The sequence below is a fragment of the Acinetobacter sp. YH12052 genome (assembly GCF_013419835.1).
Taxonomy (GTDB): Bacteria; Pseudomonadota; Gammaproteobacteria; order Pseudomonadales; family Moraxellaceae; genus Acinetobacter; species Acinetobacter amyesii.
On sequence record NZ_VOZI01000005.1, the window covers coordinates 103,228 to 118,298 of the forward strand.

Genomic DNA, 15,071 nt, shown 5'->3' on the forward strand with positions numbered 1-15,071 from the left:
ATCGACCCTGTAGGAGTATTTAGGGTGCGCCAAGCTACAGTTTATATTGATCAACAAGCACTTCAATATAATTTAAACCGTGTCAAACAACTTGCCCCAACCGCTAAAATTGTAAGCATGGTGAAAGCCAATGCTTATGGACATGGAGTTAAAGACTGCTTAGCAGCCTTAGAAGACAGTGATGCCTTCGGTGTTGCCTGCCTAGAAGAAGCCTTAGAAATTCGTGAACTGGGTTATGAACAACCCATTACTTTAATTGAAGGCATTTTCTCAGATGATGAAATGCAAATTATCATCGATAAAAAAATTGAATGTGTGGTGCATCATAAGCAACAACTAGATTGGTTACGTGCACATAAGGATGCCTATATTGCTCAAGGTCTGAAAGTTTGGGTCAAACTCAACAGCGGTATGAACCGTTTAGGCTTTAAAGTGCCTGAAATTATTGATGTCATCAATGCTTTAAAGGCGGAAGGTTTTACTTGCGTACTGGCGATGCACTTTGCCAATGCAGACGCAGAAAATCATCCTTTAAATGACCAACAACGTGAACAATTCTTACACGTAAAAGAAGCTTGTGCGCCAATCATGGGTTCGTGCTGTAACTCGGCTGCGATTTTCAAATGGCCAGAACTGAATTTTGATTTTGTTCGCCCAGGCATCATGCTATATGGCGCGACACCTTTCTCAGACCGTTCTGTAGAAGCATTAGATCTTAAACCGGTGATGACCTTTACCGCTGAAGTGATTGCTTTAAATACCATTCAAGCTGGTGAATCTGTGGGTTATGGATCGACTTTCGTTGCAGAACAAGAAATGAATCTTGCGATTGTGTCGATTGGTTATGGTGACGGTTATCCACGTGCCTTCCCTAAACAAAACTATGTATCCATCCATGGACAGAAAACGCGTGTGATTGGCCGTGTTGCCATGGATATGATTGCGATTGATATCACTGGTATGCATGCACCAATAGGCACTGAAGTTGAGCTTTGGGGTAAAGACCGTTTAGTTGATGACGTTGCAGAAGCAAACGGAACCATTGGCTATGAATTATTATGCCGTATGAGCGCGCGCCCTGTACGTAAATTAGCTTAATTAGCCAAATCAAAAAGCCCAGATCAATTCTGGGCTTTTTTTTATCTCGCTTTTTTTATTCGCTTTTTAAATTGATCTATTCGTAGATCAAATCGTTATTGAAAATAGTCAGCTGTTGGTTTTGCCAATTCGATTAAGCCCTGACGCAATGCCTTTGACCAACCTTTACTGATCATGGTGAAATATGGGTCTTCTTCATAAATGCGCTTACCATTTGGTATTTCTAAACTGTCCTTTTTATAAACCAAAGCATCTAAAGGCATACCTACAGACACATTTGAGCGTATCGTTGAATCAAAAGAAATTAAGCTACAACGCATTGCTTCATCGAGTGGCATATCGTAACGCAAAGTTCGGTCGAGTATCGGCTTGCCATATTTGCTTTCGCCAATTTGAAAATATGGGGTATCCGGTGTCGCACAAATAAAATTGCCTTGCGGATAGATGTTATATAACTGCATATCTGCACTACCAATTTGACCGCCTACCAATAAACTACAGTAATAATTACTTTGTTCTAAAGTATCGGATGTGACATCTGAGATGACTTTTTTTAAGGTATGCCCAACCAATTCAGCCACTTCGAACATCGTATTTACACTATATAAATTCGGCTCTTGTTTGACCTCTAGTTGATTTTGTAAATGCCCGATGACTGCTTGTGTTGTGGCTAAATTTCCAGAGGTTTGGATGGTAATAAATCGCTCACCCGCAATACCAAAGGTATAAAGTTTACGAAAAACTGAAATATGGTCAACACCTGCATTTGTCCGTGTATCACTGATAAATACCATGCCATCTTTTAACCGTAATGCACAACAATAGGTCATTTTTATCCCTCAAATGATTAACAACTCAGCACTTGTACAATTGAGCTCATAGACTCAATACCACCTTTATCACGAACACCTCGAACTGGAGCTACATCCCAGTAGTCCCGCCCAATCGCGACATAGATATGTGATTGTGGTGTAAATAGCTGATTACTGACATCAAAACAATACCATTTATTTTCGATATAGACTTCTACCCAAGCGTGACTGGCAAGGTGGCTAGTATTCGGTACAAATAAATACCCAGAAATATAACGTGCAGGAATACCCAAATAGCGACACATTGCGATCATGACATGGCTATGATCCTGACATACCCCTTGCTTATGATGAAAAGCATCAATCGCTGAAGTATGAACAGATGTTTGATTGGAAACATAGGGAATATGCGCCAAGATTGCTTCAGCCAAAAAAATCAGATTGGCACGATTGATACGAGGGACATAACAATCGGCAAAACTTTTCATGTGAATATCGCACTGCGTACTCGACGTTGGCTGTAAAAACAATTTTGGGTTTAAATCATCTGCATTTGAATCAGTTGAGCTCAAATTCATCTCTACGATGCCCTGCGCCATAATGGTCATTTGCAAATAAGGTTCGCGCTGAGTTGTGGTCAACCACACATTACCAAAAGTATCCAATTGCATATCACGCTGCCCCGGCACACTCACATCCCAATTTTGCACCTGTTGGTGTGCATTGGTGGACGGGGTCATTTTGATATATTGAATGCTTCTGTTTACCACATCAGTGTAAACATAATGGGTCTGATGGTTGATCATGAGCCTCATACAGCCACCTCAAACATATTTTGGATATGATCACTGAAATGGTAGAAGTTTTGGCTATTCGGCTGCTGTTTAAGTGCCAACCATGCCTCTTGCACGCTTTCCCATCCAAACTGAACTAAAGCCATGACAATATGTTCAATCTTCGCTAGGGTGTGTTGAATGTCCTGCTGCATGCGTAACTGGCGATCAAGCTGCTCTATGGCTTGTCCTAAACTAAAAAATAAAAATACATCTTCAGATTCGGACTCTAAAACATCTTGGCAATCTGTTACCACGTCACAGATATAACCTGGGTTATCACTCGCATTACGAATTAAACGGCTGAGTTCTGCATAACTTTTTGCTGAAAGTACACCCCTTAAGTCCTGAATATTACTTTGCGCATATTGAAATTGGCTGGAAAATGACGCCGGCTGCTCCGCATTTAAAACTAACTCATTCATTGAGTCGGCATCAAATGCTGGCAAACAAAAAGCATGTGCATAGTTCAATGCCGTATCAACATCTTGAAAAGGGAAAATACTGCATAAATATTGAGTACGTGCTAAATAACGCCCCAACCAAAAAATATGTTCTGCATTACTGTTTAATAAAATCATGTTTTGCTCCTTCACTGGAGTGCTATGAGCGTAAATCGTCTACTACCCACGTATCTTTAATGCCGCCGCCTTGAGAAGAATTCACTACCAATGAACCTGCTTGCATCGCGACACGAGTTAAGCCACCCGGTACAATTTCAGTTCGATATGGTGAACTCAGTACAAATGGGCGTAAATCGATATGGCGTTCCGAAACACCCGCCTCACTTAGGGTTGGGCTGACAGATAAATTTAAAGTCGGCTGTGCAATATATAAATGTGGTGCTGCGGCCACTTTATCTTTAAAGCTATTTAATTCTTGTAAAGAAGCTTGTGGACCGATCAGCATGCCGTAACCACCTGAACCCTGCGCTTCTTTGACCACCAATTTTTCGATATTCGAGAGCACATAATCCAATTCGTTCTGCTCACGACATTGATAGGTCGGCACATTTTTCAGGATCGCTTGTTCGCCTAAATAGAAATGAATCATTTTATCCACATATGGATAAATCGATTTATCATCTGCTACGCCTGTTCCCGGTGCATTTGCAATGACCACATTATGTTGCATATACGCTGACATGAGCCCTGCTACGCCCAAAGTACTGTCAGGTTTGAAACATAATGGATCGAGAAAAGCATCATCCACACGACGATAAATTACATCAACCTGTTGTCGGCCTTTAATGGTTTTCACATAAACCTTATCGTTTTCTACATAAAGGTCACGCGATGTCACTAAGGGTACATCCATCTCCCTTGCCAAAAAAGCATGTTCATAATAAGCACTGTTAAAACGCCCTGGGGTTAAAACCACGATAAACGGGTTATCGACGTAGGCATTTTCTGCAAGAATTTCACGTAAAAGCTGCGGATACTGCTCAATCCCCATGATGTTGCTTTGCTGGCAAAGTTCAGGCATCAGTTTTTGACTGATCTTACGGCTTTCTAGCATATACGACACACCAGACGGTGTTCTAAGATTATCCTCAAGGACGTAAAATTCGCCTGATTGATCTCGGATGATATCAATGCCACTGATTTGGCTATAAATTTTACCTTTTAGCCCATGCATATACATTTGTGGCAAATAGGCTTCATGGGTTAAGACTTGCAGTTCAGGAATAATTCCTGCTTTTAAAATATCTTGTTGATGATAGACATCATGTAAAAACAGATTGAGTGCTTTCACGCGCTGTGCACAGCCTAGAGATAAATTATTCCATTCCTTTCGTGCAATCACACGAGGAATAAGATCATAAGGTATGGTGCGTTCAATGCCCTCATCTTCGCCATACACTGTAAAGGTAATGCCTTCATAGAGAAAATGTTGTTTTGCAACCTGATTCAGCTGCTTCAATTCATCAAGCGTATGCTGTGATAACCACTGCTCTATCCGTTGGCATGATTCTTTAGCTACCGTTTTGCTATCGCGCATTTCATTAAAAAAATCCGAATAAAATTGATTAAACAGCGCATGTCCTCGAGCAAGTGGTAAAGTTTTTAATGTAGAGACAGAAGTATTGACTAACTTTGCCTCATAACCCTCAATTCCATTTGAAGTTGTATTACGATTTTCTTTCAGCATAGCAACTCCATGTTTTTGTCATGTTTTGTAAATCAGATAAAGCAATATATATGCCATCAATACATATGCTGCTTCTCTTTGATTATTTATGCATCATTTTTGCAAAGTGGTACAGCATGTAACTGCTCAAGTTGTGTCAAATTGCGTTATTAAAATCATCTTAGTTTTTTCAGATGAAGACTTGCTTAACGCAGGAAGATTTCTTATTGTGTCCCACAGCATCATTTTATTCATTTAAGTCCAAGTTCAAGCACTAGATTATGTCTTCACAAGAAAAAGAAACGTCGAACAGCCTCTATCGTCAGTGGCAAATTCTTTCACGACTGTCCACAGGTAAGTGGATGGGTACGCGTGAATTACAAGAAATACTGAACCGTGAAGGCATTGATATCAGCCTACGCACCATTCAGCGTGACTTAAATCAAATTTCTCTGCGTTTCCCAATTGAGAGTAGTAAAACAACTCCACAAGGCTGGCGTTGGCGTTCTGATGCACCGATTCAAAGCTTGCCACATATGACTAGCTCACAAGCGGTCACCTTTATGATGGTTGAGGAACACCTAAAACATTTGCTTCCACCAAGCTTAATTGAAGAAATGAATCCTTGGTTTGACCTCGCACGTCGGAGCCTGTCGTCGCAAAATAATGTTCGTCAGTGGATTAACCGCGTGCGTATCGTGCCAGCAACTCAGCCATTGATTCCACCAGTGGTTGAAAAGGCCGCACAGCAATCGATTTATGAAGGTTTACTACAAGACAAACAACTTGAATGTCTATATCAAGGTCGTGGACAGCAAAGCGAAGAAAAGACCTATATTTTAAATCCACTGGCTTTGGTCCAAAAAGGTGCAATTATTTATTTGGTGTGCACACGTCATGACAAAACAGACATCCAAACCTTTGCTTTACATCGTTTTAAATCTGCTACGGTCTTAAATTCACGTGCATTACACCCTGTCGATTTTGATATCGATGCCTATATTGACTCTGGAGCGCTTGGCTTCCGTGTGGACTTCAATAAGCCGACTGAAATGATTCAGCTCAAATTAACCATGTCGGAATCAGAAGCAGTTTATTTTGAAGAAAGTCAGCTAAGTAAAGATCAAGTGATTCAAAAAACCGAAGATGGCTGGGTTGAAGTTAGCGCAACAGTACCATTTACCTCTCAGTTAACTTGGTGGCTACGTAGTTTTGGTAAAAAGATTCAGAAAATTGAACCTGAAGAAGTCGCTGTCGTTGTACAACAACGCAATGACTAAACTGATCTAAGGTTTTCTGCTACCTTAAATACTAACTAATGTTACGCACATAAAAGTAATTTCGCATTTTAAAAATGATTTTTAAGTCTATTCGACGGAGTCTTACATCTAGGGCTTAAATAAAGGAATTAGCCTTCGGCTGGAGGTACTTTTGTTTCGGCAAAAGTACCCAAAACCATTGTCATCCGCAAAACTCGTTCACTAACGTCTACTTATTCAAAGTATCGCAAAAACATTTTTAAATAAATGTAGTCCTGTCTCAAACACTTGCGGATGACCTTACCGCGTATCATTCTTTTATTTGAGGTGACAACTTCTAACGCATAATGAATATCTAGTACATTATTTATGCTTAGATTTTCCCTTAAAATATCAACACATAAAAAAGTCCCAACGCTGGGACTGGATAATTTCTTAGAATATTTTTGTAATTTTAGTCGTTTAGGTCAAAGGAACTACAGCATAAGTATCTGCTGAATACCTTATGCCGTAGCGCTAATTTCTCATGGCTATAATCAATTACTGACATAGGCAGGCTAGGTCGGCATTATTATAACGAATAGATTTCATAGTCATATTCAGCACCTCGTGTTTAGAAAGTAAAATCACTTTAACCTCCATTTTGTACACTGTGAAATAACAAGAACCGCGCTACTTTTCATAAATTTTCTTAAAGAACATTTCTGCTTTTCTTATCTGATTTGGCTTTAAATGAAAATTTAAAAATTCTTATGTACTATTTTTATAAAGCTACACTGAATCAACAAATTAACGCTTGAGCATTGTACATAAACTCGGCAAATTAATAGAAACTGAGCTCATAAGATTTTTTAAAACATGCCAAGTCCAGCACAAACTATCAGACATAAACTTTTAAATACTTTTTTCTCTCGACATTCCATTTGGTTTGCTTGTATTTTTATCTTCCTACTCATTTCGAGTTTTCATTTAGGTTATTCCCCTCGCTATATTCAATATTTTATTCCACAAACCTTATTGAATAGCATCTGGGTCATTACTGGGCTTTTGAGCTTATTGGGCTTATATGGTAATCCTCCCTAAAAATAATTGAGTTTAAAAGTAGAAAATCGAATAACCTTGATTTAAGGAGATTTTCTATGAAAACATCTAAGTATTCAGACAGCTTGATCATGAGTATCTTGAAGCAAGCTGAAGCAGGAACACCCATACCGAACTTGTGCCGCGAACATGGTATGAGCTCTGCTACATTCTACAAGTGGAAGTCCAAATATGGCGGCATGGATCTTTCAATGATGACGCGGCTTAAAGAACTTGAGGCTGAAAATGCCCGTTTAAAACGCATGTATGCTGATGAGCGGCTAAAGTCAGACATCTTGCAAGATGCACTTTTAAAAAAGTTTTAAGGCCTGTTCAGCGAAAGTCACTTGCTCAGCAAGCTACTGAGCAATTTAAGATTTCAATCAGCATGGCCTGCTTAATTTTTAAAGTCAGTCAAACGTGTTATCGCTATAAAGCTCGTTTAGATGAAGAGAATCAACAGATTGCCGAATGGTTGATTCAATTAACCAATGATCATAAAACATGGGGCTTCAAGCTTTGTTTCCTGTATTTGCGTAATGTTAAAAAATACAAATGGAACCACAAACGTGTCTATCGCATTTATAAGGAGCTTGAGCTTAATTTAAGAATCAAGCCTAATAAGCGGATTAAACGAGAACAGCCAGAAACCCTTGCAGTACCGACAGCTAAGAATGAATCATGGTCAATGGACTTTATGCATGATCAACTCAGTGATGGACGTAGTTATCGAGTTCACAACGTGATTGATGACTATAATCGCGAGTCATTGGATATATTGATTGACTTTTCATTGCCAGCAGAACGTGTACTGAGAGGACTTGATCAGCTCATTGAATGGCGAGGCAAACCTAAACGCATTAGAACCGACAACGGCCCAGAGTATATAAGTGAGCTGATGGAAAAGTGGTGTGATCAGCATGGTATTGAGCATGTATTTACTCAACCAGGCAATCCACAGCAAAATGCATATGTTGAGCGATTTAATCGTACAGTACGTTATGAGTGTCTAAATCAATATTTATTTCGAGATCTGAGCGAGGTGCAGGACTATACAACTGACTGGCAGTACTTTTATAATCATGAACGACCTCATATGTCAGTAAATGGTTGTCCACCTATTTTTAAACAATAACAAGGCTTTAGATTTTCTACCCATTAATTCAATTAAAAATGGGGGTATTACCGTGCAGATCTATTTAAAGATCAAGAATACGGACAATGGGGCTTAAAATTATATTCTATTGAGGAGGTAACTTTTGCTTCAAAAATTTATAAAATTAATCGTAATAATGACGCTCTTCAAAGTGACTTAATTATTGGAGAGTTCTATGGAGATTCAGACTTATTGTTGGTTCGATGTGATCCTAATAGTAATGATTACGGCTCTATTTTTGTTGTCTTACCTATAGATCAAAGACAAGATTGGTACGTTGTTGCTAATACTTTTGAAGAATTCATTAATAAATTTTATGAAACTCAGGGGGATAAATTCTGGGAACCTTAAAATTATATGCTGGATATAAGCCTCATTTAAAATAATGGCTGTTATAAGAAATGAAAAAAACTAGACCGAAGTCTGGTCTTTAAGTTTTAAAAAACATATAAAAATTAATAACATATTTTAGTTTTTTCTTTACTTTAAAATGAATGTCTAAATACACTAGAGAATGGTTCTATGAATATGAAAACTGAACCTTGGATTGAGGATAATGACCCCTTAAAGCCCTATTATGGAAAATTGAGTAATAAGGAATATACCGATATTTCTAATATATTTACTTTATGGATTAATCATAAGAATTATATTGATCCTTCAATAATTTCTAAAAATAAAAAATTAAATTTATTAGATTTTTCAAATAGATATAAAGAAAAATGTAATCAAGCCTTATATGAGCTGCTATGTGAGAGCCTAAAGCAAACAGATGGATATCTCTATTGGCTACCTATGAACAATGTAAAGAGTGAAAATATCTTTGCCGCATATTCTCCAGCAATGATTGCTAAGACCCCAATAGAAGCCAAGTATTTAGATTATGCTTCTCGCTCTTTTCTGCAAATGCAAAATGGTGGATATGCCATTGTTGAAAGCAACCTAAATTTTATAGCCCTGGTTATTGATGGCTACTATATGCAGGTAGCATTACATTCAAACTTTATGAATGAGAAATTTCAAGAATATCTCGATAGTTGGAACGAGATCGAAAAAAACCTTGATGAAACTACAGCACAGTGCCTTTCACACGCTCATTCTATACAGTAGAAATTAAAGAGGAATGAAGTATGCAAGTACCCTATTTAACATAATAGCTGTTATACAAAATGAAAAAGCCTAGACACTGGTTTAGGCTTTAAAATTTAAAAAATAAATAAAAATCAGCATCATATACTCTGTTTTAAAACTTCGTATAACGTGTATTATGTTAATTTTAGGAAATCTTTAGAATCACTATGAAAATTATCAATTACTTTATATTGTTTTCTATACAATAGTTTTTCCATTTATTTTTAAAGTCTTCCACGGCTTTCTCTGCGTCTTCCTCTTTGGTATAGACAGCTGATTTCTTTGCTTCATCTACTATCTGATTGAAAATTTCACCTTCCTCTTTGAAGAGGTTGCTATAAATACTTTTAGCTTTTTCTACGTCTGAACCCATTTGATGAAAAGTCATTAATGTGTCTGCTGCATATGCAATTCCATCACATTGTTCATTTTCCTCAGCATATGAAAAGGAACTAGTTAGTAACAATATTGAGAAAATTATTGGTTTTTTCATAATGGGAAATTTCATTTTAAAAATGAATACTAAAAGATTTCTATGGATATTAAAATCAATTCAATTCTTCCCCCATTTAACATAATAGAGGTTATACGAAATGCTTTTTAAAATATCCTTGTTTTTCATATAGTTAAAATTTTTTCATCCCCCTAAAAAACAACAAAATACCGACTTGGAAACAAGTCGGTTTCTTTTTGAGCAATTTTGATACTTCTTGCCAATAAAATCGATTAATATTTAATCAATTTGTCATTTTTCTCTGCGTTATCAAGCCAGCGCTTGCTTAAATTATCCCCAATTTCTGCGGACAACTCTTGGGATAAAAATCTACCAATTTTGTACGCCTGAGCGCACATGAATTTAGGGATTTTGCGGATGTTCACAATCCCCTGTATTCAATATCATGAAGTCATAAGAGAACAGGATGTTCCGCAGAATAAAAATAAATAATCGCACAAGGATCGGCGGCACGACAGGAGTTATGCCAAGCGAACCAATACGAAAAAGCCCGACAGGATGTCGGGCTTTTTTATGTCTTGAATCTAGATTTCGTATAAGAGATTTTATGTTAAATAGATAATATGAAAATAAAGGAGTATAAACTTATCACTTTGTTTTATATGGGTTTAAAAAGTGGATAAGTTTTATAAGTTTCTTAATTTGTTACATATTCAATTGCAGATGTATGAGAAATTTGATAATTGGAAGCATCTTGAAATTTTAACAGCACATTGTTCCAACTACATTATTAAGCAAGATAACGAATTTTCTGGTTGGTTCGTGGACTATGATGAAGATGCGCATAGATTTCCTGATGTCATTATTAACACACCTTATGGAAATTGGGGAATTGAAGTTAAAAGTAGTAAATCAAAAAACTGGGAAACCCTAGGAGGGAGTATCAATGAATCAACCAAAGTATCTGGACTAACTGAAATTTTTATTTTATTCGGAAAAAATATTGATAATCAAATAAATATAAAAATTAAAGAGTTTTCTAAATGTGTAAAAAGTGTCGCTGTAACACATTCACCTAGATATTTAATTGATATGGAAATAGATAACGGAAAAGATATTTTTTCTTTATTAAATACAACTTATCAGAGTGTTTGTAATCACAATCAACCATTTGATATTTTTAAAGAATATTTTAAAGAAAAAGCTAGGAGGTCAAATACTAAATTCTGGTTTCTTAGTGATGATGAAAATGAAAGAAGTTCAGAAACCTACCAAGAGTTAGAGTGGAAATTTTTTAATCAACTTTCAGCTGAAGAAAAGATTGAATTAATTTCTGAAGCGATCATTTTATATCCATTAGATTTATTTGGATACTCTACAGCAAGATATGGAAATTCGAATTTATTTTTTCTCGGAAGAAATGTTGTCTCTAACTCTATGAGAGATATTTTTTCAGCTGGAGGAAAAGTACTTATCGATGGAGAACTTGCATCTAAAAGATATCAGTTACTTTTAAAGGATGAAATTCTCCATAAAATATCTGAATTGCTTAATTCAGAACCTACTATTGAAATGAAAAATAGATATCAAACTAATGATTCTTATATTATTAGATGTGAGTGGATTAAGGCTATAACTCAGGCTTTAGAAAGCATACTGGAACAAGAAAATGTGAAAAATAAAATACTTAGTATATTGTTTATGAGGGTTGTGGGTTAAATATGAGCACCATAGTTATATGAAATAACTATGGTTTTTATAATTTTGAATTACTTAAACAACTTTGGCCATATTTCACTAAGATGTTTACCAATTGCAAAGCCTAATAATGGTGGAACTGCATTACCAATAATTTTATATGCTGAGGATGCTGATACTGAATTATTCTTTCCATGATTAAACACAAACTCGTAGTCAGGTGGAAAGCTTTGAATTAAAGCACATTCACGAACCGTTAAGCGTCTTTGTGGTAAATGAAATTCGGCTAAATTTATTCCGCCATTTTCTTGAGATAATCTTCGAAATTCGATATTGCCATGATGCTCTGCCCGAATTGTCGGTGCTTGCCCACTCATATTAACTTCAATATTACCTTGAGTTTTTTTAAATAATTTAGCTTTTGAATAGGCTTGCTGACTTTTATCTGATTCTGCAAATTCAGGCTCTGGTAGATGTGCTAAAATTTGATTTAACGTGGCATAAGGCTTTAATCCATCCTCTAAGCCATGTGTCTTCGGTGGATATGGATACACCTCTGATTTGTCTTGTAACATCATTAAGCTTTCTAATACTTGTTGGTTAGCATGACGTTTAGAAATACCAATAAAAATAACTCGCTCTCTATTTTGAGCGACGCCATAATCCTTAGCATTTAAGACTTTAGCATCTAAGACAACATATCCATCATCAATATTACGGAAATCATTTTGGATAATTTCTTTTACATCTCCTAAGGTAACTAGACCTTTAACATTTTCAGCAATAAAGACTTTAGGTTTGGTCATCTCAACCACTTTTTTTAACCACAGATATAATTGACCACGTGTTGCTTCGGTCGGTTCATTGTAAACGACTCCATTATGATCTTTATGTGATTCAAACCCTTTTCTTTTACCTGCAAAGCTAAAGTCCTGACATGGAAATCCACCAGTCACAACATCAATATCATTAGGAAATGAAAATTCTTTGTTCTCAATATTATTGACAACATCGACAATACTTTCTAAGTGAAAAATATTTTCAGGCTCATTTACTCTAGTTTTGAAGAAATTACACCACGCTAGTTTCGCAAATGGCAAAATATCATTGGCAAAAACAGTTTCAAATCCTGTTTTCTTTAAGTGGACATAGTTTTCATCATGGTCTAAAACATGTGAGGCATATATATCACTATTTATGGAAGATTTATGAGCGAGAAATCCTCCCTCTAAACCTAGATCCATACCACCACAACCAGAAAACAAAGATAAAACTTTCAAAATAGACTCTTCTGTAAAAATATTAATAAAATTTAAAGTTTAGATACATCTAAACCAGCAGCTTTTAATCGCTCAGTTATGTTGCGCATTTTGCTAAATTCAGAGCCATACCCAATAGGAAGTTTTGTTTCTTCACAAAACTCTTTAGATGTAATTGTTTTTAGTTGATCTGCGTACTTAATCATTTGAATATGTAATTCCGCAGTTTGCTGATTACGAGGTGCGTTATTTACAGCACTAACTATTGAATTGAAAATTTCATCATGTGTCACAGATAGCTCCTTGATTATATAACTTATATAAAAAATATAATTTATATAAGTTATATAATCAAGCCTATCATTTGTTTTTTTAATTTTTATGCCTGTAGGAATTACTCAGTATCAGTATAGGAAACCACTAAATCCATAAGTTCTTCTGATGGCGTACTGCAAAACTCACGTATTCTTTCAGCCACCGTTTGAGCACTTGTAAACTCTTCATCAGCATAATTATTGAAGTCAAAAAGGACCTCAGCCATACCTATTGGAAGATCTAATCCTGCTTGTAAAGCATCATAAGAATCGATATCTGAGTCACCTTGCCATTTCACAATAGCCATAGTGTATGGCGTACTTAATGGGTTATTCAGATGCTCTTGTGTGATTGCTAAGGTGTCCATATAGAATCCTGCATACTCCCACTTTGGCAAAGTCACCGCCCATCCAATAGCACAAGCAACTGTCTTACAGTCAGTGAGAAGTTGTTCATCACTCACGAAGCCAACTGAGTCCTTAGACGGTCTTCTCCAAGTACGAATATCAAATCTATTGGGATCAAGTTTTTCTAAAAAATCAGCTAATTCTAAAAGTAGATCTGTGCGCATAATTTATTACCTTTAATTATTCTCAATGGGGTTGTTTGCATGTCTTCTTTTGACTTCATTGATGATTTCTTCCGGAGACAGGTCTGCTTTCTTTAAATGAGCTATCAGAGTCACTGTAATTGCTAAGTTCAGGGGAATAATGCCAGTACTTTTATAATTAGTAATGGAATTGGGATTCATACCAAGTAGCGTTGCAAGATCTTTAATTGATAAGCCCATTTCTAGCAATGTAATTTGAAGCTCTATGTAAGTCATACAGTGACTCCTACCCTTATTATTAGCAATATAACACACAAATAATGTGTTAACACATTATTTATGTGTTTGTTTTTAGGATTAAAAGAGAATTTCGTATAACCGCCATTATGTTAAATAGGAATAATTATTAAATTACGATTTTAATTACTAAGATAAAACAAATGCTAAAATTAAGTAGATGAAATAAATAAAAAATCGGGTATTCAATGAAAAACCTTCTACTTCTACTTCTACTTATATTATTAACTTCTAACGTTTATGCCAATTCATTAACCAAAGAAGAATTTAAGAAAGCCATGAGTTTCTTCAACAGTGAAATTATTCAAGCTTTAGATGAATCACAAAACTTTCATAGGCAAGGGCAAACCTACCTAATGAATATGAAATCTTGTGAAGTATTACAACTACATAAAGCAAAAATTAAAGTTGCAGAGGAAAACATACAGCACTATAAAACTGATTACGCATTTCAAAAAGAATTAAGTCAAGATAAAAGCTATATATCTGCTATGGGCAGTGCGTTAAAACAGGTCGGTTTAAATTGTGATTAACATAATACCCGTTATACGAAAGGCCCTATTTACGGGCCTTTTAATCATCTGATTAACATAAAATCTCTTATACGAAATCCAGATTCAAGACATAAAAAAGCCCGACATCCTGTCGGGCTTTTTCATATCGGGTTGCTAATCTTACTGATCTCGTGCTGCCCATTCCTTGCGCTATTTTCTTATTCTTGTTTTCTGGAAACATCCAGTTCCCTTATGTATTCATCATAGGGCTAATGCCTTTGATTACCAATCCGCAAAAACCTTAAATCTGCGTAAGTTTTAGCTTACAAAGTTGGCCTATTTTATCCCAAGAGTTGTCCGCAGAAATTGGGGATTATTTCTGAACTGTGACCCTTGAGAAATCAGGAAAAAATGCAAAAACGAATGTTTTTTGATCAATTTTATTGGCTAAAAGTTACAGTTTTGCTTAAAAAGAAACCGACTTGTTTCCAAGTCGGTTTTTTAT

The 15,071-nt window shown here is 36.1% G+C and carries 15 protein-coding genes and 2 pseudogenes; 8 read left to right on the forward strand and 9 right to left on the reverse strand.

The window, feature by feature from the left end; translation table 11 throughout:
* Window positions 1-24 precede the first annotated feature (24 nt).
* Window positions 25-1,098 carry an alanine racemase gene (gene alr / locus FTU06_RS05050; RefSeq protein ID WP_180145327.1) on the forward strand — a complete coding sequence of 358 codons (1,074 nt, stop codon included), beginning with the start codon at window positions 25-27 and terminating at the stop codon, window positions 1,096-1,098.
* Between the two features lie 95 nt (window positions 1,099-1,193).
* Here the strand turns inward: alr and FTU06_RS05055 are convergent, their stop codons facing one another.
* Genes FTU06_RS05055 through FTU06_RS05070 form a run of 4 tightly spaced genes read right to left on the reverse strand, consistent with a single transcriptional unit; the run spans window position 1,194 to window position 4,894 of the window.
* The gene (locus FTU06_RS05055) at window positions 1,194-1,928 is read right to left on the reverse strand and encodes a proteasome-type protease (protein WP_180145330.1); all 735 of its coding nucleotides are present in this window, start codon (window positions 1,926-1,928) and stop codon (window positions 1,194-1,196) included.
* 17 nt (window positions 1,929-1,945) lie between these two features.
* Window positions 1,946-2,725: a transglutaminase family protein gene (locus FTU06_RS05060; protein WP_180145332.1), complete on the reverse strand. Its 780-nt coding sequence runs from the start codon at window positions 2,723-2,725 to the stop codon at window positions 1,946-1,948.
* Window positions 2,722-3,324, reverse strand: a complete 603-nt coding sequence (locus tag FTU06_RS05065) for an alpha-E domain-containing protein (RefSeq protein ID WP_168377743.1) — start codon at window positions 3,322-3,324, stop codon at window positions 2,722-2,724. The genes FTU06_RS05060 and FTU06_RS05065 overlap by 4 nt, the downstream gene beginning before the upstream one ends.
* A gap of 22 nt (window positions 3,325-3,346) precedes the next feature.
* The gene (locus tag FTU06_RS05070; protein WP_180145335.1) at window positions 3,347-4,894 is read right to left on the reverse strand and encodes a circularly permuted type 2 ATP-grasp protein; all 1,548 of its coding nucleotides are present in this window, start codon (window positions 4,892-4,894) and stop codon (window positions 3,347-3,349) included.
* Window positions 4,895-5,154: 260 nt separating this feature from the next.
* Between FTU06_RS05070 and FTU06_RS05075 the strand changes: the two genes are divergently transcribed.
* The 5 genes and pseudogenes from FTU06_RS05075 to FTU06_RS05090 all read left to right on the forward strand — a co-directional run bounded on the left by FTU06_RS05075 (window position 5,155) and on the right by FTU06_RS05090 (window position 9,478).
* Window positions 5,155-6,153, forward strand: a complete 999-nt coding sequence (locus tag FTU06_RS05075) for a YafY family protein (protein ID WP_180007905.1) — start codon at window positions 5,155-5,157, stop codon at window positions 6,151-6,153.
* An 837-nt stretch (window positions 6,154-6,990) separates the two neighbouring features.
* A pseudogene (locus FTU06_RS16780) lies at window positions 6,991-7,200 on the forward strand (FMN-binding glutamate synthase family protein); the annotation flags it as partial.
* Window positions 7,201-7,271: 71 nt separating this feature from the next.
* A protein-coding gene (locus FTU06_RS05080) for an IS3-like element ISAba20 family transposase (protein WP_087514472.1) occupies window positions 7,272-8,347 on the forward strand; the annotation gives its coding sequence in 2 pieces (ribosomal slippage) (window positions 7,272-7,524 and window positions 7,524-8,347; 1,077 coding nt in all).
* A gap of 54 nt (window positions 8,348-8,401) precedes the next feature.
* A pseudogene (locus tag FTU06_RS05085) lies at window positions 8,402-8,719 on the forward strand (SMI1/KNR4 family protein); the annotation flags it as partial.
* A 177-nt stretch (window positions 8,720-8,896) separates the two neighbouring features.
* Window positions 8,897-9,478: a hypothetical protein gene (locus FTU06_RS05090; RefSeq protein WP_257226769.1), complete on the forward strand. Its 582-nt coding sequence runs from the start codon at window positions 8,897-8,899 to the stop codon at window positions 9,476-9,478.
* A gap of 202 nt (window positions 9,479-9,680) precedes the next feature.
* Here the strand turns inward: FTU06_RS05090 and FTU06_RS05095 are convergent, their stop codons facing one another.
* A complete protein-coding gene (locus FTU06_RS05095; RefSeq protein WP_168369453.1) occupies window positions 9,681-9,992 on the reverse strand; it encodes a 3-hydroxybutyryl-CoA dehydrogenase in 312 nt (103 codons plus the stop codon).
* A gap of 636 nt (window positions 9,993-10,628) precedes the next feature.
* Here FTU06_RS05095 and FTU06_RS05100 point away from each other — a divergent pair.
* On the forward strand, window positions 10,629-11,672 hold the full coding sequence (locus FTU06_RS05100; protein ID WP_180145338.1) for a hypothetical protein: 1,044 nt from the start codon (window positions 10,629-10,631) through the stop codon (window positions 11,670-11,672).
* Between the two features lie 50 nt (window positions 11,673-11,722).
* On the opposite strand, the gene FTU06_RS05105 is transcribed toward FTU06_RS05100, so the two are convergent.
* The 4 genes from FTU06_RS05105 to FTU06_RS05120 all read right to left on the reverse strand — a co-directional run bounded on the left by FTU06_RS05105 (window position 11,723) and on the right by FTU06_RS05120 (window position 14,051).
* Window positions 11,723-12,931: a DNA cytosine methyltransferase gene (locus FTU06_RS05105; protein WP_180145341.1), complete on the reverse strand. Its 1,209-nt coding sequence runs from the start codon at window positions 12,929-12,931 to the stop codon at window positions 11,723-11,725.
* A 32-nt stretch (window positions 12,932-12,963) separates the two neighbouring features.
* Complete coding sequence (locus tag FTU06_RS16785) at window positions 12,964-13,203, reverse strand: transcription factor (RefSeq protein ID WP_180023086.1); 240 nt, start codon at window positions 13,201-13,203, stop codon at window positions 12,964-12,966.
* A gap of 101 nt (window positions 13,204-13,304) precedes the next feature.
* Complete coding sequence (locus FTU06_RS05115; protein ID WP_180145344.1) at window positions 13,305-13,796, reverse strand: hypothetical protein; 492 nt, start codon at window positions 13,794-13,796, stop codon at window positions 13,305-13,307.
* A 12-nt stretch (window positions 13,797-13,808) separates the two neighbouring features.
* Window positions 13,809-14,051, reverse strand: a complete 243-nt coding sequence (locus FTU06_RS05120) for a tellurium resistance protein TerC (protein ID WP_180145347.1) — start codon at window positions 14,049-14,051, stop codon at window positions 13,809-13,811.
* 209 nt (window positions 14,052-14,260) lie between these two features.
* On the opposite strand from FTU06_RS05120, the gene FTU06_RS05125 reads away from it, so the two are divergent.
* On the forward strand, window positions 14,261-14,605 hold the full coding sequence (locus tag FTU06_RS05125) for a hypothetical protein (protein ID WP_180145349.1): 345 nt from the start codon (window positions 14,261-14,263) through the stop codon (window positions 14,603-14,605).
* The last annotated feature ends 466 nt before the right edge of the window (window positions 14,606-15,071 follow it).

Excerpts from the sequence above, each read along its gene's own strand:
- FTU06_RS05075 (WP_180007905.1), top strand. The coding sequence starts at position 5,155 with ATGTCTTCACAAGAAAAAGAAACGTCGAACAGCCTCTATCGTCAGTGG.
- FTU06_RS05090 (WP_257226769.1), top strand. The coding sequence starts at position 8,897 with ATGAAAACTGAACCTTGGATTGAGGATAATGACCCCTTAAAGCCCTAT.
- FTU06_RS05065 (WP_168377743.1), bottom strand. The coding sequence starts at position 3,324 with ATGATTTTATTAAACAGTAATGCAGAACATATTTTTTGGTTGGGGCGT.
- FTU06_RS05070 (WP_180145335.1), bottom strand. The coding sequence starts at position 4,894 with ATGCTGAAAGAAAATCGTAATACAACTTCAAATGGAATTGAGGGTTAT.
- FTU06_RS05055 (WP_180145330.1), bottom strand. The coding sequence starts at position 1,928 with ATGACCTATTGTTGTGCATTACGGTTAAAAGATGGCATGGTATTTATC.
- FTU06_RS05120 (WP_180145347.1), bottom strand. The coding sequence starts at position 14,051 with ATGACTTACATAGAGCTTCAAATTACATTGCTAGAAATGGGCTTATCA.
- FTU06_RS05125 (WP_180145349.1), top strand. The coding sequence starts at position 14,261 with ATGAAAAACCTTCTACTTCTACTTCTACTTATATTATTAACTTCTAAC.
- FTU06_RS05095 (WP_168369453.1), bottom strand. The coding sequence starts at position 9,992 with ATGAAAAAACCAATAATTTTCTCAATATTGTTACTAACTAGTTCCTTT.
- FTU06_RS05115 (WP_180145344.1), bottom strand. The coding sequence starts at position 13,796 with ATGCGCACAGATCTACTTTTAGAATTAGCTGATTTTTTAGAAAAACTT.
- FTU06_RS05060 (WP_180145332.1), bottom strand. The coding sequence starts at position 2,725 with ATGAGGCTCATGATCAACCATCAGACCCATTATGTTTACACTGATGTG.